This is a genomic window from Rhodococcus sp. 06-470-2 (assembly GCF_002258235.1).
GTDB lineage: Bacteria > Actinomycetota > Actinomycetes > Mycobacteriales > Mycobacteriaceae > Rhodococcoides.
The window spans coordinates 135001-154910 of sequence record NZ_NOYB01000024.1 but is presented as its reverse complement, the minus strand read 5'-3'; the positions used below and the strand labels follow the sequence as shown (position 1 = coordinate 154910).

Here is a 19910-nt window from a genome sequence, read left to right as displayed (position 1 = left end):
CAACTAGTTCGATGAAGGCATAAAAGGCCGGAGCGAGCGCGCCACACGCTCGACCTCGACACACGGATCTCCGATCGGCTCGGTCGCCAACAAGCCGTCGAGGATGAGGTAAAACACGCCGTTCGTGCGCCCGAAAGCGATACCGCAATTTACCTCGTACTGAGCAGTCCGGCGGAACTGTAAACCGTCGAAGCCTTCGATCGGCTCGAACTGCCCGAAACGTCCTTCGTCGCGCAGAATGTCCAGGCTTTCGGTGGAGGAAAAGATTCCGAGGTGATACCAGGGCGTTGGCAAGGGATTGGTCCAGATACAGGTCATCCAGTCATCCGAAATCGGCAGATCTCCTACCAAGTTCGAGGACTTCGTCTCTACCGCCAAGCCTGCGTCCTCGATGGCCGATTCCGGGATGGTGCACGGATCCCAGGCACCGTTCGCCGGTGCGGTAGTCGGCACCGATGTCGTCGACGGGGACGCAACCGGCCTGCCTTCGGTGGCCCGTCCGCATCCGGTTACCACCAGCATCAGACCGACCACACCCGCGGTCAGCAAGCGCATTTTGCTCACAGCACTCCGTCCATGAAAGCCATCCTTGATGTTGGACGCAGCTACCGATGCATCGGTTCCATTGGATCGGACGCGAGTACGCCTCGCTTTTGCCGAACGGTGCGACGTCGCGGCGGAGACCGAATGATTCCTGTGATGACCGGGCAACACTCCGGCCTAGGTTCTCGACGTAGATCGGACATCCGTCATCATTGACCCGTGATCAAACAGGGAAGTTGTTTTGCTTTGCTCGGCGCTGTGATTGCGGTGCTGGGTCACGCAGTGACGGGAACTTCGGGGTACTCGGCGTACGTCTCCGGCGAGTCGTTCTATGGACCGGACACCACGCTGGGGCCGTGGGTGCGACCCGTCGTCGCCGCGTCGACCGGCGCAGTGATCGGCATGTTCGCAGGCCTGGTGCTGCACCTGTGCGGCTATCGATTCACCGTCGAACCCTCTCGGCGCGTGGGTCTCGTCGTCGTTGCCGGTCTGGTCGGCGTGACGCTGGGAATGATGCCCGTGCTGATCCTCGTCGGCACGAGCTTCTCCGGTTCAAGTTCGGGCGTATCGCCCGACTACTTGCTCCCGATCTATGCAGGCACCGCAGTTTTGGCTTACGTGCTCGGAATTGCCTCGGTCCGGTTGCTACTCAGGGCAACTGATGATCCGTTGCCGTCTCGGACGACCAAGGTTGTGGCTGCCTTTCTCCCGATCGGAGGTGTCCTCGCCACCCTCGTCGGAATGGGGACTGCCTGGATTCTCGGATTCTCCATGAAGGCATCCACTTTCGTCGCCGTCATCGTGGCGGTGCTGTGCGTTCTCGTGGCAACCTTTGCGCTCGCTCGGGCGTGGGCGTTGCGTACGACGGCATCAAGCTCGAAGATTGACGATCCTTACCGGTAAGGATCGTCTAGCGATCTGTAAATGACTGCAACCGAGTCGGTTTCCTGGCTACTGTCCACACAGCTGAACAAAACCTCGCCCGCAGGGTTGATAGTGCAGTACCACTTGCCGTACTCCATATAGTCCAGCGGCTTGTCATACAAGGTGGGATAGGTGGCGTTCATTGCGGCCATAATGTCGGCGCAGGAGGCACTTCCGCTCGACACGACTACGTCGCGTGCAATCCCGTCGGCGGCCGTCACTACACCACACTTGTTGCCAACCGAGCTTGCGGATCCGGGCACGTCATACGGCCGTTCTTGGCAGGGATTGGTGGAGAGATTTCTAACGGAATCGAACGTCTCACCGCTGTTAGGGAAGTACCAGACCAAGGATCGATACATCAACGTGCCATCGCAGTCGCCCAGGTCGAAGCCGACGATCACAACCGGTTCGAGGGGAGCGTCAGCGACTCCTGACGGCGACTTGCCGACATTGCGGGATATCCCGCTACCTTCGGCCTGAGGACTGCCCCAATCCTGCCACACGATATTCTCCACGAGCCCGGAAAGACTGCCCCCGTTGTATATCGCGGAGGGCCTCACTTCGCCGTACCCTTGCTGATCCGGTCCCCAAACGCGACCCAGAACAGGTTCTTGCCCACTGACTGCCGGTTCATCAGCCGCGACGTCGAGTGCCTCGACGTACTCGAACGTGTAGCCATCAGTGGAGAACCGGAACCCTTTCCCAGAACTGTCGGATCGACACGAGACGCCGAATTGCTGGACGTTGCAGGAGAATCCGTTGACCATCAGTGTTTGACCGTAGGCCAGAACGGGGGTTGTTCCGTCCTCCCGCCAGAATAATGCCTGACTCAGACTTGCGAACCGAGCATTGTCAGTCGGCCCGACCAGGATGGCGTTGGGTGCTACTGGGCGGCCTGTCGCGTGATCCGGAACCTGAGGTGCACCTGCGACGTCCATCACCATGCTCGCCTTCGGTTGGCACCCCGCCATCTGATCGTAAGCTCCACTGTCACCCGCATTCGACAAGATCGCACACCGCCACAGTCCGCTTGGGGTGGTGAAGTAATGCCCGCCGAGTCCGCCCGAGTATGCGAAGGTGACTGCATCGACCAGATTGACGGTCGGTGAAGGCACGGTAGGCACCGCTGGGTCGGGAGCTGGTTCCGTTTCCTGTTCTTCGACAGCAGGAATCGAGTCGGGAACATCCGGGGGTCCGTCTGCCGAACACGACACCACCGCGAACAACACGAGGACGATGAGGCCGACTAGTCCGCGAACACGTTTGGCCATGTCTCGGACAGTAGATGCGGTACTAGGCAAGCACAGTCCGTTGATCGAATGACCGGCAATTCATTCAACCCGCCGGCTCGACCAGACGACTTCCCCCGGGCCAGTCCAGGTCAACAGTGCGATCTTTCGTATCTCGTACCGCCTCGCACCCGTGCTCGACTTCTTGCGGCCGCGAACCGCGACACGTCTTCACGATCATTCGCTTGACATAGTTCCGGTTCCCGACGTGATCTCGACGGCGCTGAGCCTGTTGACCGACCCGCAGTTCTTCGGCGATCGACGTTGGGTCGATCGCCGAGCGTCATCGTCCTCGCCATCGTGCTCAGCTCTGTATGCGTTGGCACCGCCGCTTATGTTCAGTGGCGATAGAAGGTGTTGGACCCAGCATGTTGGCCGTACCTCAACGTGCGATAGGCCGTTCCGGCGGTCGCGCCCAACCCCAACATGGTGGTGTTGTTCGGTGCCGGCGTGGTTCCGATTGCAATTCTGTCCACCATCTTCGCCTTCGATGTGGTTGCGTCGAACGCACGCACCGGCTTCAACGCGATCTCGCCGATCGTTACCAAACTCGGCAGCAGACTGCTGCTCGTGCGGTGGTAGTACTTCCGATTGGCACTGCTTCCGTACGCGCTGCCTAGCATCGTGACCGGACCCGAGCTCGGACTTTCCTATGTCAGCCCAGGTTGATCCGTCAGATCGTCATTCCCGCGGTGCTCCCGGCGCTGGCGACGGGTATGCAGATGACCTTCGGCTTGGCGTTCCTGGGTCTGCTTCTCGCCGAGATGTTCTCGTCGTCCAGCGGTATCGGATACGAACTCCTGCGCAACGTCAGCCTGGTGCGCATGGAGAACATCATGGGCACGGTTGTGCTGATCCTGGTGATGGCACTGCCACCCACGATTGCGCTGCAGTGGTTGGAGAGTCGCATCACCTCGAAGTACGGCGGTCGGTGATCGCAGTAGATCGGCGCACGCCGAAAAGCCTGCGGTCCGTCACTCGAACGCAGCACCGACGGCCGACCGGACCAATGCCGATACCGCTGGCGATCGGACTCCTGTCGGCCACGCAATGACCGTCGTGATCATCGGCGCATCGGACACAGGTACGGCCATGTGCTCGGGCCACTGCCACGCCCGACTCGACGCTGGGATCACCAGCAGCGCCTGACCCAGCGCGACCAGTTGGGCGATCTGCGATTGAGCACGCACCTCAGGCCCGGGCCCCTTCGGATAAGTTCCGTCGAGCTGTGGCCACCGAGCCATCGGCAGATCCGGGACGTCACGGATATCGTCCATACTCAGTTCGTCTTTCGACGCCAAGGGGTGAGCACGCGGAACGATAGCGACCTGCCCCTCGGTGAGGAGGTCCTCGGAGTCGAACCCGATGAGGTCATCGACGGGGCGATGCATCAACGCCACGTCCGCGTCACCGCGGCGCAGATATTCTGCCTGCTCACCGACTTCACACAACATGACATCCACGTCAGCGGGGTGCGCTTCGAGAACGCGCCGTAAAAGCTCGTGGGACGCACCGGCTTTGGTCACCAGCTTGACTCTGGCACCTGCGGCTCGAGCTCGCTGCGCTGCCGCTGCGACCGCGTCGAGCGCCGTTAAAGCGTCCCTCAGAAGCACGGCACCGGCAGCAGTGAGTGCGACTCCGCGACGATTCCGATCCAGGAGGACGACGCCGAGTCGGCGCTCCATCCTGCTGATCGCTCGCGAGAGTGGTGGCTGGGCGATCCCCAAGCGTTGCGCTGCGCGTCCGAAGTGCAGCTCCTCGGCAACGGCGATGAAGTACCGGAGTTCGCGTGTTTCGAGATCGTCCACTCCGACAGCGTAGTTGTGATACCCAGTGAGTATCACAGGTTGGTCGATCGGTATTGGACGCACCTGCGCTCGACGCCGACCATGGATCGCATGACGACAAAGACCGCGCTGATCACCGGCGCCAACAAAGGGATCGGCTTCGCTATCGCACACGGACTCGGAATGCAGGGAATCAGAGTAGGAGTCGGGGCCCGCAACGATGCACGACGACAGGACGCGGTCGACAAGCTCCGTGCTGCGGGCATCGATGCCTTCCGAGTCCCCCTCGATGTCACCTCCGGCGACAGCGTTGCCGCCGCCGCCAACTCGATCGACGACCTCGACATACTGGTGAACAACGCAGGCATCTCCGGCGGCGACCAACAGAATCCGACGACGCTGGATATCGACGTACTGCGAACTACGTTGGACACCAACATATTCGGGGTCATCAGAGTGACGAACGCACTACTTCCGACGCTTCTTCGGTCTGCCTCGCCACGCATTGTCAATGTCTCGAGCAACATGGGTTCGCTCGCACTGCAGACAGGACCGATCATGGCGGCATACGCTCCATCCAAGACCATGCTGAACGCGATGACCGTGCAGTACGCACGACAGCTCGCGGACACGGCAGTGATCGTGAATGCATGCTGCCCAGGCTACTTAGCAACGGATTTCACCGGATTCGCATCCACACGCACGCCGGAGGAGGGTGCGCGCATCGCACTCAGGCTCGCCACCCTGCCCGACGACGGCCCGCGGGGCGGATTCTTCGACGACGCCGGACCAGTGGCCTGGTGAGACTCTCGGTGCCGATCCGACCACCGCCGGCGGTGTCGAGGAGGAATGTAGTAGACCGCCCCCTCCTACACACCCCGCGCTCGTCTCCGATCTTCCGAGGTGAATGCCGAAACCGAACAAGCATCAACACCCGCCGAGCGCTTCCGTTGCTGGTAGTCCGCCACCGAATCGGAGACTGATGGCGGACGGTGCAGTTCCCTGCGAGGTTGCCCCATTGAGTCCGTAGGTCCAGATTCAACGTAGAGCAAAAGTCGGCGAACAATTTTTGGTCGCTCGACCTTTTCGCTCCGGAACGGCACGAACGAGGGCTACGTATTGCTGGTAGGCGCTGAGTGCCATTTTGACAACTCAGTCTTACGGTAAAAGCAACCTTGTTGACGACGATGGACATGAAGCGGTCAATACCGTAGGCGGTCAAAACATCTAAAATCTCGGTGTAAAAACTCCAATGCAGCAATTCGGTTCGACCGAAAGGCAGTTCAGCCCAGGCGGAACACGAGTACTCAGTAACGACAGCGTAGGGGTGCACAACACGTGCCCGAATTTGCTTCCTTTTCGCACTACGTTTCCGTGTGAAAGAGCTCAATTACCGTCGAATCTACACGCCCCAAATATTGTTTATAGCACCTAGTGCAAGCGAGGGTGGAGTTGGGTGCTTCCAAATTTTGTCTTGTGTCGGGATCCGTGAGGATCGGCTAGGACGTTTCCGTTCCAACATGGTTGTCGGTTACAACCCCGCAAGGTCCACAAACTGCTATACATATACCTGTGAACAAACTGGACGAGCTCATCAGCACTTCGCTACACCACCTGGGACGGACGGCCTTCCACGTCCGAGACAACCCATACCTGAGGCAGCAAGCTGCAGAAACTATTCCGTTTGAACAAGAACTTTCGCTGCGAGCGCTCCTACGCGGCGAGACGACGATAGACGACTGGCTATTGTCAACCGACGGCGCGCACCTACTCGAAGAGATCAAAGTCGGCTGCTTACCGAGAGACCTGCAGTTAGTCTTACGAAACGGAGTTCCAGAAGTGGGGGTAGAGAGCGTGCACGCCTTCGCCGATGTCCCTAAAATTTGATGGCTCATTTCCTTTATGTGGTGCCAAGAGGTCGGTCGTCGACTAGATCCTCTTCTGACACCTGAGATAATGGGATATCGCTTGCACCGATCCTACATAGACAGCCCACATACAAGCTCTCAGATATTCGGAAACGATAGAAGCGCCTTTTTGGCGTGGCAAGAAACTCCAAATAGAGTAAGCCAGTTACTACCAAATGAGACTATCGCCGCGGCAACAGTAGACTTGAAGTCGTTCTTCTATTCAGTAAATTTACCCCCATCTGAGATTATGGACCGATTTATGAAAGAGAACAAGAATAATCAAAGACTATCCATTGCCGGCCGGGTCTTGACTAATTTACTGGATGCTCTACATTTGCAATACTCATCGAAAATGAAGCACCTGAATCCGCGCAAAGAATCCTCCCCCGGTGAAGTCCCGTTACCCATTGGGTTGCCTTCCTCTAAAGTTTTGGCCAACCTTACGATGGGTATTGCAATCCAGGAACTGAAGAATCGTGCTGAGATAATTGAGGTCGCCGTGTACGCTGACGACATTTTAATTCTCACAAAATCACTTCCGAATCTACTTGAGGGTGCGGCGAAATTCTTACAACGTATAGGCGTAATACAGAAAAATACAGAAAACGATTTCGGTCTACAGACATCGCCGCAGGGAGCAAGTCTGGCTAGATTTGATGTCGGACTGAGCAAGACTTCAATTTCCTACGGACGTTGGTCCGTACTGGATGAACCGAATGCCGATTTCCGGTTCGAGTTCTCTGACAGAATTCGCGATTCATCGCCCGACGCAGACTGGGGTGGCCGACTACGCACTATTTTAACCTCCCCCTTCAAACGAGATCGCGTGCCACGCGACCTGGAACAGGAACTCCATACTTTGACAGAGGAAGTACGGGTGGGGCTGGATGCACCCGAAACAAAGTCGAGCTTGGAAACACTTCTGACAGAGTTGGATCGCGGATCACTCCTCGCACTACGCAGCACCTGGACGGAACTAGTCGCGTGTGCTTTACACACTCGCTCTCACGCGCTTTTGAGTGCCATTTCAGAGCGGCTAGTGGAGAGTATTGGCGGGATAGTCGGACTGTCAGAGAGGGATACGCAGTTCATAGAGGAGGTTAAACGCGGACTCCGCGCATCCTGGGAGCAAGCGCTTATTGAAGCCCTTGCTGTAACAGACATCGAGAGCTTGATTGGCGATTACCAATTCAATCCACTTCTAAGTCCTTTTCATGAATCGGCTGAATCGATCGTTAGCCGCGCTCGATTGTCGCGTGCTGCAAACTTCGTACTTCCATCGCTGGTTTCCATGCCACTGTCGGAATTCTCCTCCTACGAAGGGGCGCTATTCGGAGAGGAAGCACTTCGGAACTTTTCCGACTGGTTGGATGAGGCGGCCACTGACCGAATTTCGCTACCAATCAATCGAGTAGACCTATCAAGATCAATGCGATTCATTACCCTGCAAGAAACATGCCTTGCCGTTCATCTGTGGATTGGCGGTACGGGAAGAAATTGGCTAAATTCCGTATTCCGAGCACTCGCATCTCAACCTCTAGTAAACAAGGGCATGATAGCTGACCTAAGAAGACGTTGCAATCGGATAATGGGGTCGTTCGATACAGCCAGCGATTCTCCTGCAATGCTCTCTGCTTATAAAATCCGATTTTCGATACCCAGCCTCCAAGTGTGCGGTAATCAATTAAGTTGGATTATTGATGGAAATTCCTCTGCGTTAAGCTCTAGTGCAAGAGACGCGCGAAAAGCAGTCAGGGCAGTAGTGCAGCAATCCATTGACCGTCGTGCGAACTTTACGGTCCTACCTGAGTGGGCTGTGCTACAGAGCCAACTTTCGTGGGTTTTCTCAAAGGCAGCAAAAGGACAGATGGTTCTAGTCGCTGGCGAGGCACCTATGATTCAGAGAAACGAATATAAAAACCGACTATGGACAGGAATCCCTGTCGTCGACAGGGCCGGACATCGGGCCTGCTTAGTTCCACCTCCGCGAGACAAAGCTTACTTGAGCCCGGTCGAGAGAGCGGCTGTTCAGAAAGCTCGTGTTATATACAATCCCAGCAATACCAATGTTCGACCGTACTACTGGCGAGGCGTGAAATTCTCTTCACTCATTTGCTACGAATTTGCCGATATCTCCGTTCGAAATTCTTTCCGACGAGACACAGACATTCTTACGGTTTCGTCATGGAACACCGATTGGCGGTATTTTGATTCGATCCAGTCTTCCACGACACGCGATAACTACTGCATTACGGTATGTGTAAATACTGGGCAGTTCCCAGGCACGCAGATTATGCGGCCAACAGCAAGCGCACGGGCTGTCGCATCCTCAATTCACGGTTCGGGCGACCCTACCGTGGTAACTCGAGTCATCGATTTGCTGCCCGTTGTAGTGGCCCGAGCAAGCGGGCGCCGGCCATCACTTGATAGCGGATTTATCGAAGCAACCGACGATGTCAAGCTTGAGGATTACTCCGCTTTGCCTCCAGATCTGAGCTGACCGGTATGCCTGAACCCCTTGCATTGGCGTCTTAGCCATTACACAATCGTTGACCAATCATATAATTGGTCAGCCAACTTTCACCGCATGAAATTATCCCGCTGCCGACTAGGGTGAGGCGCACTGCAGACCACCATAATGCCATCGGGCGCGAGTCTTCTGTTACACAGCGCTGCTCCACATTCGACATTCGATTCTCAGTTGATGTGGCCTGGCTGCCGCCCGCTGACCGGCCCCGGACAACGCTTCCTAGACGCGCAGCAGTCCGCGATCATCCTCGGCCCCGTCGGAGTCGACAAGACGCATATGGCAACAGCATTGGGATACATGGCCATCCGGAGACGACACGGTGTCCTGTTCGCGCGATCGGACAAACTGTTCACCCGGCGCCGCGCGGCCGACTCGAGAACACCGTCGACGCCGAAAACCGGCGCTTGACCGCCATCGACGTACTGATCATCGACGACTTCGCGCTGCGCCCACTCGCCGCCGCCGAAACCAGCGACTTCTACGAACGCATCGTCGAACGCCACCGCAAGAAAACCACCATCGTCACCTCCACCCGGGAGCCGTCGCAGTGGCTGACCATGACCGCCGACACCCTCCTCGCCCAATCATCCATCGACCGACTGACCTCGACCGCGCACACCCTCGCCATCGGAGGACCGTCCTACCGGCAACGCACCCGACCCGGACCAGTTGACGCCACCACCGACAACGAGCATCCTCAATAACGCGCCACGGTGGTCCCTACCCTCTGGCAATCAGGTGGTCCCATCACCCTGGCAAGCGACAACTTGGCACTGAGGCCCAATTCCGGTCCGGGTGCTACATGCTCTTTATATTTCACAAAGGACGAATCGGCATCAAACCTGCGACGGTTCGTGATGCGATTCAGTTGGTGCCAATACGTCCCGAGTCTGTTGGTCGGTGTCGCCAAGTTCACGGACGAACGGCCATCGAACATTCTGCATCGACCTTCCAGCACCGAGGGCGCTCCGGTACGCCAGCAGGCGCGAGCAGGCTGCATGAGTACCGGTGATCTTGGCCGACCCCGGGGTGTGATGCCTTGGTTCGGACCCCTTGACATAGGATTCGAAGGATTTCTACGGGACCCGGCAGTGTCGAGGGGCTCAACATTGTCGCTGTCTCGAACTTCGAGAGGTTCCCCCGACGAAACCGGCCGTGAGCGGACCCGGCTCGACGGTGATTGCCCGTCGCCGGAAAGTCGGGCGGCTCGTTCGATTGCCCGTCGCATGCTGAATACTTGGCGGCTCCAACGACCACCATACGTTCGAGCACCCAGGCCGGAGGAGCAGAGACCACCGGTTGACGCCGATCGCCGCGTGGCAACAAGCAAATGTCGGACCTCTGCCGTACGGTCCTTCAGAAGGCATAGGTGGAGGTCGCGTGGACACAGTAGGACTTTTTGCGGGCATCGGCGGGTTGGAGATCGGTCTCAATCAGGCTGGATTCACGACGACCCTCATGTGTGAGATTGATCCTGCGGCCAGGCAAGTGCTGAACTCGCAGTTCGACGGAGTCGATACGGTGGCCGACGTTCGGAAGTTGCGTGCGCTCCCCACGGGCACCGAGCTGGTCGCAGCGGGCTTCCCCTGCCAGGACCTCTCACAAGCCGGTAGGACCGCCGGCATTACCGGTTCGCGCTCTGGTTTGGTTGGCGAGGTGTTTCGCCTTATCAAACGGAAGCAGGGGCCGAAATGGCTGCTGCTCGAAAACGTACCGTTTATGCTGCAACTCGACCGCGGCGCAGCGATGCACCACTTAACACAAACGTTGACCGAACTCGGTTACCGTTGGGCGTATCGCGTAGTCGACGCTCGGTCCTTTGGGCTACCCCAACGGCGGCATCGCGTCGTAATGCTCGCTTCCCGTAGCGAAGATCCCCGGGCGGTTCTGTTCAGCGGAAACGCGCAGCCGCCGACAGAACTCCTTAACGCCGATGACCCTTGCGGCTTCTATTGGACCGAAGGCAGAACCGGTTTAGGCTGGGCCGTTAACGGAGTGCCCACCATCAAGTCGGGATCGACCGTCGGCATTGCTAGCCCTCCCGCTGTCTGGCTGCCGGGCCGCGGCATCGTGACGCTCGGAATCAACGGTGCCGAGAGGCTTCAGGGCTTTCCGGTCGGTTGGACTCTCCCCGCGATCGACGCTGGCGCTCGTGCAGGTAGCCGATGGAGGTTGGTCGGCAACGCAGTCAGCACGAGGATGTCGAAGTGGGTAGGCGAGCAACTCATCGAGTCCCACCAACCATATGACGGACAAGCCGATATTGAAGTCACTAGCCGTTGGCCCACAGCAGCATGGGGTGACAAAACCGGCTCGTTCATCGCTGGTGGCGTGACATCACTGTGGCCGGAAGCTCAACCACTAGACCCCATTGAGAAATTTCTGGAAGATTCTGCACCACTGTCCCCACGTGCAACGGCAGGTTTTCTCAAGCGGGCGAAAGCTGGCTCACTGCGGTTTGCACCGAACTTCCTCGCCGAGGTCGAAAACCACCTCGACGCCATGACGACGACGGGCATGACAGCGTGACATTCGGTCCAGACATCCTCGCGCGCACGTTGTCTGGTCCCAATGTCGAGGATAAGCAGGGCCAATGGTGGCAGTACAACTCACGAAGCGACCATCACTCAAAGGTTGCTTGTTGGGCCGTTCTCTTCGATCTCCTGACCTCATCGTCTCTGATGCGAGCACACGCCGCGGAGGGGAAAGTTGCGTTCGGAATCAATCGGAAACTGAACGATTGGACCTCGAACAGGACTAAGAATCTCGATCTGGTCGTCGCGCGAACCAGCGAGGAGGAAGGAGCGAAAACCGTCGACCTGGGGACCATGGCGGACAAGTTCGGAATAAGGCTGACAGCAGCCGAGCAGACTAAGCTCGACGGACTCCCCACCAGCCCTATCGGTGTCGCCGGGTCTGTTGTCCTCGTTGCACTAGAGGCCAAGGCGACCATGACCGCCCACATTCGCGCTCTGCCACGGCTGCACGACGAACTTACGTCCAGTTTTCAGACAATTCACGGCGACAGCAATAATGCACTTGCCGTTGGTCTCTCTATCATCAATCATGCGAACACTTTCGTGAGTAGCGACCTGAACAAGATCCCTGGTCACCGTGTCGTAAGCACCCATAATCAGCCCAAAGACACCGAACGAACGATCTCCAAGATCGAGGAGATCCACCGGCGGTCCGGTTCGCACGATGGTCAACGAGGCTTCGACGCGCTCGGCATCATCGTCCTGGACTGTAAGAACGATGGTAGTCCGGTCACGCTGGTAACCGAACCTCCTGCACCGCAACCGGGCAACCAGTTTCATTACGCCAATATGATCAACCGAGCCGCGCAGGCGTACGACTCAAGCTTTAGGCACGTCTAACGCTACTAGTACAGAATAGTCGGTACCAACCCCTCGGTCGGGAACCAGTCTTACTCGTGAACATAGCTGGAAGGGTCTTCTACGCGAACTCGCAGTGCAGCAACTTCGTGAAGCAGGATTTGTGCTCAGGGCAGAGAAAATTCATAGAATCTCCGACACGTCCGCATCCTGGCAATCTATGCGAGTGCTCGTCTCACCACTCCTCAGTCGTTCCGCCACCGGTCCACACCTCCTACCACCACAATGAGAGCCAACCGCCGGCGATTGCTGCACAGACTTACTGCTGTGGGGCGAAGGCTTTTAATGCAGCGTTCAATATGCACCGCAACAACACATATAGTGGGCTCAAGACAATGTCTCATTCGAAACCAAACCATCGGGACTCGGAACGAAAGGCAAATCTATGGCCCGTGTCAGATCCATCGAGCCCGGTAAGCAGCGGATTCAGCCTCACACGACGAAGGTTGACTGCCACTTTGCTGTGGTCGATGACAGCGAAGGCCACCGACTACTCCATCTAAGTACTTTTGGATCTGACCAGCGAAGGTCTGCTCCTAAGAGCAGCCAATCGATTCAACTCAGTCTTGAGATGGCTAAGAAGCTCGTTGGGGTCATTTACGATGTATTCCCCGAGGCACGACCCTAGGCTGCGAGATACGCGATCCTTGACCGATGCCACCTCTTTGCCAATCCTCCGACACCCACCACCAGCCTTCGCGCTAACAGCAACGAACCAAATATTCGCTTGAGTATGCGAGGAACAGCTGACGATGCCCTCCCGCAGCGGCCGGATCTATTAATCCAAAGCTCCTGCGGTATTAGCTAGATCAACCAGTTCCAACTTTAGAATCGCTGCACTCGCCGTCCAACCTTTTTCTTAATTTCGTACCATACGCAATATCTGTTACGGAAACCATCTGCCGAGCCGGCCCGGACCTCAACTTTTCCGAGCCGACGTCAGCAACTATCTTATGCACGCAGACCCCAACTAGTCAGCTTCATGAAATTTTGACTATCGAATTTGCAAGACGTTTTTCTTTTCCCACCATAGTAGTATAGAAACGCTGCTCGATTCCGTACACTAAGATCTTCAGCTCCTCATCATTGGAAACGTTAAAGGTACCCGACTTGGGATCCAAACTGAGCTTCCCTTCACTGTATTCGGATATATAAGAAAGTACAGACTTTTGCTCTGCCGATGACATTAAACCTAACGAATCTATCGCAAGCGCAATCCTTTTACGGTTAGGCTTCGAGACATCGGCAGGTCGAATATTAGAATTTATAAAATCAGAGTTGAGGAAAGCCTGAACTTGCTCATCTGTAGCTAGCCTGTATAGAGCATCAATTCCCGGAAAAATGGGCGAAACTGCAGCCAAGTCACGGAACAGCAGAATGTCTGATTCTGGGGCAAAAATTGCGTCCGGCAATGGATTAACAATTATCCTGTTCGACGGCTCTTCCAGGAAGGCCACATCACCGAAAACTATTGACTTTCTACGCAGAAGCACACTCGGACGAACCCTTTGAAAAAAGTAGTTTTCGTCCTGAACTGACATCAGAAATGAAATATTGCCGAATTGATTTTTCGCAAGTTCCGCCATGTCGGCCGAGACTAAATCATTGTCGTCAAGAATGTTTAGGAAAAATTCCCTCTCGCGGAAGTCGGAAATCTTAAACCACTCGTCGTCGTCGAGTAGCGTTGACGGGTCGTACTCGACGCAAAAACCTGATTCCGGCACGTCAACATCGAAGAGCTTCGTCCCCGATATGACCCTCCGAAAGGGGGCCCTTCTCAGCCGCTTGAGTCGTGCATACACCTGATCCATGCTTACCCCTTCTCCAAGAGCGTGTAGCCGTTGATGCGGCACGCCTCTCCGATCGCGATTTCGGTCGGTATCCTATAATTTTTCTTGCTGATGAGGAATATAACAGTACCCTTGGCCGTGGTTGCGTTGTAGAACTTGAAACCATAGAAAAGAAAGAAGGGATTAAAGTACAGCGCTTGGGAAAGGAAAGTGAAGACAAAGAGTATTCCGTATACAAAGACAAGAGTCTCAAGATTTGGAACACTTAGCGCGACAAAGAAATATCCAAGGTAACTCGGTAGAAACGAGTTGTTTGCATGCCCGATTGATTGGATCTGCCCTTCAGAAAAGGAGTCTTTACCGAGCCGGTGGACAACCAAGATGCTGAGTCCAGTCAGTAGCACCGGTACGGATAGCAGACCGACGTTCAACAGATATCGACGGATCCCGAAAACGTCGGAAAGCAAGAAGGGTGCTTTAATCTGATATACGATGATCAGTAGTGATGTAGCGTTGAAAGTCAGTAGCACTCTCAGCAAACTCGTCAGCACGGCACCTTCCCTTGGACTATCACGCTCAAGACAGCTCTTAACGCCTACGAAAATCCGCAGCCCAAACTGCGCTAGCCGCATCCAGCGCTGAGACGAGTTTCCAAACGTCCGTAAGTACGCCCTGGCTACGTTCCATAGTTCATTCCCTCTGTGGTCAACCGCACCCCGTACGGCTGAGGCCTGGCACCGTTCAGCATACGTGCGACCACTGACAACAATCGGCACCCCGGTTGATCTGGCTAATCGTCTATAGGTGAACACCGCGTTTCTGAACGCAGCTGCGCTTTGAACATGGCTTCGCCTGGCGATGGGACCGCACGTGGCTCAACGGTGCGGAGCCGTCGGCGGCCGTACTGCGAAGACACCCCCGGTGTTAGTGCTTGGATAGGCGGACATAAGCACAGGTGCATTCCAAGCCCGTCTAGCCGAAAGGGGCGGTTTGGAGGCCGACACCCGCGCCAAGCATCTTTTTCTCGACGGGTAAATAGTGACTAACCTGCGCGATGGAGGCGCTGAGTGGGGACAGCACCGTCCCCAACGAGGACACTTATGTCGACGAGTGGCCTGTCGACAGCATTGTCGGCAACGGGCACCGGCACTCCCCTGTTCGTTCTGATGGCTAACCAGACCCCACAGTTCCATATGGGACTGACAGTTCGCAGGGACATCGAAAACGCCACCGAATGTGTCGGTACCCGATGCTTCGATGGCGGTATGTCACGACTCGACGAGGGGTTCCCGCCGCCCACGGCCTGTGTGCAGTGGTGTCAGCACCGCAGCTACGACCTGCACGTCCTCGACGACGGTGTGGAGGTGGACCTGGATTGGTGGAACGGCCACCTCGACCGGGCAGGTCATGATCTACGGCTGCGCGGGCGCAACCTCGACGGAGAAATCGTCGAGTACGGCGGTGCCACTGTTCAGCGCAACGATCTTCGAATCTGCACCGATCTGGCTGAAGGCGAACATGATTCGCTCGGCTTGCTGTTCCTCTGCGCGGCGTGGCAAGGCAGCCACCGACACCGCAGAGCGATGCGGCGATTCCCGGATGTCATCAACCCGCACCTCAGCCGTCCCGACGAGAATCCCGTCGCGAAGACTCTCGCTGTCCTCGACAGCTGTGTCCGCAACCGCGCAGTGCCCGACCATCCGAGCTCGACCTGGTCGGGCTGGCCCGATGCGCCCGGCGTCGGAATGTCCCTGATGGCCACGTTCCTGTGGGCGGTGAAGGCGTCGGTCTACGGCGGCCCGGCGCAGCTGATCGACCAATACGGAGTGTCGACCCTCATTCACGAAGGGTGGCTCGAAGACCCGTCCGTCACCGGATTCACTCGTCGCCGCTACGACCGCTACGTCGAACTCATCACCGCATGGGCCACCGACATCGGCACCAACCCCGAGCTCGTCGAAATGTGGCTCGTGCAGCGCTGGAGCGCCCGATTGAACGAAGCACGACACGGTCGCTACACCGCGCCTACGTTGTTCTGAGCAGCCAGTTCACGAGCAAATCCTGTTCAGCTCTTGCGGCGTCGGACTCTCGGTTCTATGGTTATTCCGGAATTACGGAATAACAGATCGGAGACTTCGATGCGACGCTCGACCTGGATCTCGACAGCTTGTGCAGCTGCGCTGTTGGTGGGCGGATGCGCCACCGACACCGACGCAACTGCAGCGACCACCACTACCCCGACGCCGGAGAACTGCGCTCCTGTCACGTCCACCGACCTCGCGACCGAGGACGGGTGGATCGGGCTGATCGATCAAGCGCCCGACACCGTCAGCCTCGTCATCGACGACGGTCGCGGCAGAACCGTCGAACATCGGGCCGACCAGCAGCAGGTACTCGCCTCCGCAATCAAGGTGGTGCATCTCGCCGCGTACGCGCAGGCAGTCGCGAACGGCACCATCGACCCCAACGAGCAAGTTGCCCTCTCGGATTGGGAGCGGTGGTACGTGCCCGGCACCGACGCCAACGCACATCCGAAGGCCCTGACCCGGTTGGGTATTGCGAACGCCGGCACGAACGCAACCGACCCCAACGCGACGGTCCGTATCGACGACATGGTCTCGGCCATGATCCAGGAGAGCGACAACTCGGTTCCCGACTACCTCCGCTACCGACTCGGCGATCAAGCACTCGTCGACGCCGCAGCCGCAGGAGGTTGGGAGAACTTCGAGGCACCGAGCATGGTGGCAGACATGCTCTCGATCTTCGATCCTGAACTCGCCGATGCAGATACCTGGGAGACCGCTCAGAAGTGGGCATTCGACCCGCAGTTCCGGGCCCAGGCCGAGGCGTCCGTGCAACTGCCGACCTACGAGGACCAGGTATCCAGGGTCGAGAGCAGTTTCCGCGGCGGTTCGGCCGAAGAACTGAACGGAATGTATCGCGCCTTCACGGACGGGACCTACGGCGCGGCATCCGACACCATTCTGCGCCAACTGGAATGGCAACCTGCCGGCGACAGCGTCCGCGGTATCGGGTTCAAAGGTGGCAGCCTCCCCGGTGTGCTGACCCAGGGATTCGAACTACGCCGCAACGATGGAACGGTGGCGACGGCCGTGTGGCTCACCGACGGGCTTCCGGCCGACAGGTTCGAGCAGGCCATGACCCTATTCGGCGTACAGCAACAACTCATCGTCGAGGCGATGCTCTCGCCCGAGGTTCTCGACCGGATAGCCTGCGTGGTGTGAGCACAGAGTTCGAGTCGAGACTCGCAGAGCTGGAAGCCCGCGTCGCCGAACTGGAACGACGCGACGCTCCCGAACAGCCAGAGGCCAGGGAGACAACAGGAGGCATGATCGCCTACCAAGGCGACGTGCATCTGCACGGCACGGTCCGCTGGGACATCGGCTACTCCCCCGACGCCATCGTGGAACTGCCGGTTCCCTCCGCATCGGAAGTACTTGCTGCTCTGGGACATCCGGTGCGGTTGCAGATCGTGCGAACACTGCTGCGCGGCCCGGCGAATGCTGCAGAACTCCTCGCAGCAGTGGGACTCGGCTCGTCCGGTCAGATCTATCACCACCTCAAGACGCTCAGTTCGGCGAACATCGTCGAGCAGCAGGGTCGCGGCGACTATCGAATCGCCGCCAAACGAGTTGTGCCGCTGCTGGTTTCGATGCTCGCGGCCGCGGATATCGCGGGCGACCTGGGTACCTGACCGCCTACAGCCCCGCGCGTCAGGGTACGAACAACACTCCCAATCCGGGGATGAGTGCGTTCGACGCATCGGGATTCTCGCGGTCGTGGGTGACGGTCACGAAGACCGGACCTGCACCCGTCCGAGCGGTCACCTCGGTCGGCAGGCGGTAGGCCTGCGGACCACCCTGATTGGCCGGCTGCGTCCGATCGATCTCGTCGTTCCAGTGCCGCAGACCTGCGGAACCCGCCTCACCGGTGGACAGGTTGCGCCAATTGACCGTCAGGTGCCGGTAGTTGAACTGGTAGTAGTACGGCCGGATGTCGGCGGCCGAGAAACGCACCTCACCCGGCTTCTCGCCGACCACCGCGCGAATCGGAATTGTTTGGATCAGCCCGCCGGGGACGCCCGCAGGGACGAATTCCGGCCCGGTGACGACAGGTACTTGAAGTACCGACTCCTGCGGAGCAGCGGTTGCGGTTCCGGCGGCCGTGCCGAAGACCAGGGGGACGCACAGCGCCAGGGCGGCGACTCCGCATCGGATCGATGTCCTCATCGAGTTTCCTTTCGGGTGGACAATCAGGGCACGTAGATCAGGCCTTTGCCCGGGATCAGCGTGTCGGCGTAGGGCTCGCCGTAGTAGTAATCGCGGTAGTGGGTCACCGTGATCTCGACCCACCCCCGGCCTGTAGGCAGCGCGACTTCGAGTGGTAGCTGCTCACCTTGCAGCGGTGGCAGGTCATTGGGCGGGCCCGGGTTGGGGTCTTCCTGCCAATGCCGCAGTCCCACGTTTCCGCGGAATCCGATGTCCCAGTTTCGCCAGCTCACACCGAGGCTCCGGTACGGGTACTGGTCCGCGTACGGCGCGATGTTCGCCGCCGACAGCAGCAGAACTCCAGGCTCGGTACCGACCGTGGCCTTCATCGGAATGGTCTGGAACAACCCGCCGGGCACGGCACCGGGTGCGATCTGGAAGCCGGTGACCACCGGAATCTGGAGCAGCGTGGTCTGCGGAGCTGCCACGGCCGTTCCCGTACCGATGCCGAGCATCAGGGGAACTACGAGTGCGATCGATACGACCGCTCGCCGCAATGTCTTTCGCATACAGCACGCCTTTCGATCATGTCGCACAACGACATACCGGACCGTTTGTGGCCTCGCACCACGAACTCCAGGTTGAACCTGAAACATCAAGTGGTTCTTGAGTCTTTACCGAACCCACCCTCGCAGTCACAGCGACAAAAGGACCACCCGTATACCGATTCGTGATGGGGTCGTGACACGACTGACGTTAACAGACCACTTGGCCCGTTCGATTCACTGATCAGAGGTGACGCACTCCGCAGCCACCGGTGAGGACCATCGAATGAGGCAAGTCCGAAATATCGTGGCCATGAGCGCGTTGATCGCCGCTACTGCTCTCGCATCCACGGCCTGCGGCTCCGACGAGCCAGCGAGCAACCCACCCACGCCTGCCACCAGCGCAGCGGCTGCTCCGTCGGCAAACGGGTCCACCGAATCCGACGGTGGTAGCGACGCAGGCGGAATCGCACAGGCTCCCGACATAGTCACCCCGGTACAAGCCGTACCCACCGCTGCGGACACACCAGCAGTACCGCCCGCCCCGAACCGCGACGACGTCAACGTCGATGCGCGCGACTACGAGCAGCCCGGCGGCCAGTACTTCTTCCAATCCCCCAGCGGAAATGTATTCTGCGCATTCAATTCGTTCAACGCTCCCGGGACCATCGTGGGCTGCCAGGTCCGCTACTCGGTACCGGGCAACACCGGCCGAGAATGCGCGAACACGGCGAACAACACCTACGGGGTGCAGATCAACCAAGACGGCACAGTCGAACAGATCTGCACCAATCAGGGCATCTTCGTCGGCGATCCGAACAACGGCGACACCCAGGTTCTCCAATACGGTCAGGTCATCGGAGTCACCGGCAATTTCTGTCGCTCCACCGAAGCGGGCATCACCTGCTACGACGGCGACCGAGGCTTCATGATCTCCCGCGACGTCAACATCGCGTTCTGATGAA

17 protein-coding genes and 1 pseudogene are annotated in these 19910 nt (G+C 58.1%); 12 read left to right on the top strand and 6 right to left on the bottom strand.

The annotated features are described in order from the left end of the window. Positions 1-3 precede the first annotated feature (3 nt). Complete coding sequence (locus tag CH276_RS13290; RefSeq protein ID WP_254924228.1) at positions 4-555, bottom strand: DUF3558 domain-containing protein; 552 nt, start codon at positions 553-555, stop codon at positions 4-6. A gap of 207 nt (positions 556-762) precedes the next feature. Between CH276_RS13290 and CH276_RS13285 the strand changes: the two genes are divergently transcribed. Then, entirely contained in the window at positions 763-1446 is a 684-nt protein-coding gene (locus tag CH276_RS13285) for a hypothetical protein (RefSeq protein WP_141214706.1), read from the top strand. Here CH276_RS13285 and CH276_RS13280 read toward each other — a convergent pair. After that, entirely contained in the window at positions 1437-2741 is a 1305-nt protein-coding gene (locus tag CH276_RS13280; protein ID WP_141214705.1) for a hypothetical protein, read from the bottom strand. The genes CH276_RS13285 and CH276_RS13280 overlap by 10 nt on opposite strands. A gap of 444 nt (positions 2742-3185) precedes the next feature. On the opposite strand from CH276_RS13280, the gene CH276_RS28500 reads away from it, so the two are divergent. Both CH276_RS28500 and CH276_RS13275 read left to right on the top strand, forming a co-directional pair. Further along, positions 3186-3341 (top strand): hypothetical protein, encoded by a 156-nt coding sequence (locus tag CH276_RS28500; protein ID WP_176459243.1) that lies wholly within the window; start codon positions 3186-3188, stop codon positions 3339-3341. 83 nt (positions 3342-3424) lie between these two features. Continuing rightward, on the top strand, positions 3425-3694 hold the full coding sequence (locus tag CH276_RS13275) for an ABC transporter permease subunit (protein WP_254924229.1): 270 nt from the start codon (positions 3425-3427) through the stop codon (positions 3692-3694). Between the two features lie 39 nt (positions 3695-3733). Here the strand turns inward: CH276_RS13275 and CH276_RS13270 are convergent, their stop codons facing one another. After that, on the bottom strand, positions 3734-4567 hold the full coding sequence (locus tag CH276_RS13270) for a LysR family transcriptional regulator (RefSeq protein ID WP_094630857.1): 834 nt from the start codon (positions 4565-4567) through the stop codon (positions 3734-3736). A gap of 90 nt (positions 4568-4657) precedes the next feature. On the opposite strand from CH276_RS13270, the gene CH276_RS13265 reads away from it, so the two are divergent. The 5 genes and pseudogenes from CH276_RS13265 to CH276_RS13245 all read left to right on the top strand — a co-directional run bounded on the left by CH276_RS13265 (position 4658) and on the right by CH276_RS13245 (position 12363). Continuing rightward, positions 4658-5350, top strand: coding sequence for an SDR family oxidoreductase (locus tag CH276_RS13265; RefSeq protein ID WP_217901397.1), 693 nt, complete (start codon positions 4658-4660; stop codon positions 5348-5350). A 1098-nt stretch (positions 5351-6448) separates the two neighbouring features. Continuing rightward, entirely contained in the window at positions 6449-8956 is a 2508-nt protein-coding gene (locus CH276_RS13260) for a reverse transcriptase domain-containing protein (protein WP_094630758.1), read from the top strand. A 243-nt stretch (positions 8957-9199) separates the two neighbouring features. Then, positions 9200-9690 (top strand): annotated as a pseudogene (locus tag CH276_RS29365) (ATP-binding protein); the annotation flags it as partial. A 676-nt stretch (positions 9691-10366) separates the two neighbouring features. Continuing rightward, entirely contained in the window at positions 10367-11515 is a 1149-nt protein-coding gene (locus tag CH276_RS13250; RefSeq protein WP_094630759.1) for a DNA cytosine methyltransferase, read from the top strand. Continuing rightward, complete coding sequence (locus tag CH276_RS13245; RefSeq protein WP_176459241.1) at positions 11512-12363, top strand: hypothetical protein; 852 nt, start codon at positions 11512-11514, stop codon at positions 12361-12363. The genes CH276_RS13250 and CH276_RS13245 overlap by 4 nt, the downstream gene beginning before the upstream one ends. A gap of 998 nt (positions 12364-13361) precedes the next feature. Here CH276_RS13245 and CH276_RS13240 read toward each other — a convergent pair. Then, a complete protein-coding gene (locus CH276_RS13240) occupies positions 13362-14192 on the bottom strand; it encodes a hypothetical protein (protein ID WP_094630760.1) in 831 nt (276 codons plus the stop codon). Positions 14193-15436: 1244 nt separating this feature from the next. On the opposite strand from CH276_RS13240, the gene CH276_RS13230 reads away from it, so the two are divergent. The 3 genes from CH276_RS13230 (at position 15437) to CH276_RS13220 (ending at position 17886) form a co-directional block, all read left to right on the top strand. Continuing rightward, positions 15437-16210, top strand: a complete 774-nt coding sequence (locus CH276_RS13230) for an 8-oxoguanine DNA glycosylase OGG fold protein (RefSeq protein WP_094630862.1) — start codon at positions 15437-15439, stop codon at positions 16208-16210. Positions 16211-16309: 99 nt separating this feature from the next. Continuing rightward, positions 16310-17416 (top strand): serine hydrolase, encoded by a 1107-nt coding sequence (locus CH276_RS13225; protein ID WP_094630761.1) that lies wholly within the window; start codon positions 16310-16312, stop codon positions 17414-17416. Beyond that, the gene (locus CH276_RS13220; protein WP_094630762.1) at positions 17413-17886 is read left to right on the top strand and encodes an ArsR/SmtB family transcription factor; all 474 of its coding nucleotides are present in this window, start codon (positions 17413-17415) and stop codon (positions 17884-17886) included. The genes CH276_RS13225 and CH276_RS13220 overlap by 4 nt, the downstream gene beginning before the upstream one ends. A 19-nt stretch (positions 17887-17905) precedes the next feature. On the opposite strand, the gene CH276_RS13215 is transcribed toward CH276_RS13220, so the two are convergent. Further along, a complete protein-coding gene (locus CH276_RS13215; RefSeq protein WP_094630763.1) occupies positions 17906-18421 on the bottom strand; it encodes a hypothetical protein in 516 nt (171 codons plus the stop codon). A gap of 23 nt (positions 18422-18444) precedes the next feature. Continuing rightward, entirely contained in the window at positions 18445-18969 is a 525-nt protein-coding gene (locus CH276_RS13210) for a hypothetical protein (protein WP_235387036.1), read from the bottom strand. Between the two features lie 289 nt (positions 18970-19258). On the opposite strand from CH276_RS13210, the gene CH276_RS13205 reads away from it, so the two are divergent. After that, positions 19259-19906 (top strand): hypothetical protein, encoded by a 648-nt coding sequence (locus CH276_RS13205; protein WP_254924231.1) that lies wholly within the window; start codon positions 19259-19261, stop codon positions 19904-19906. Positions 19907-19910 lie beyond the last annotated feature (4 nt).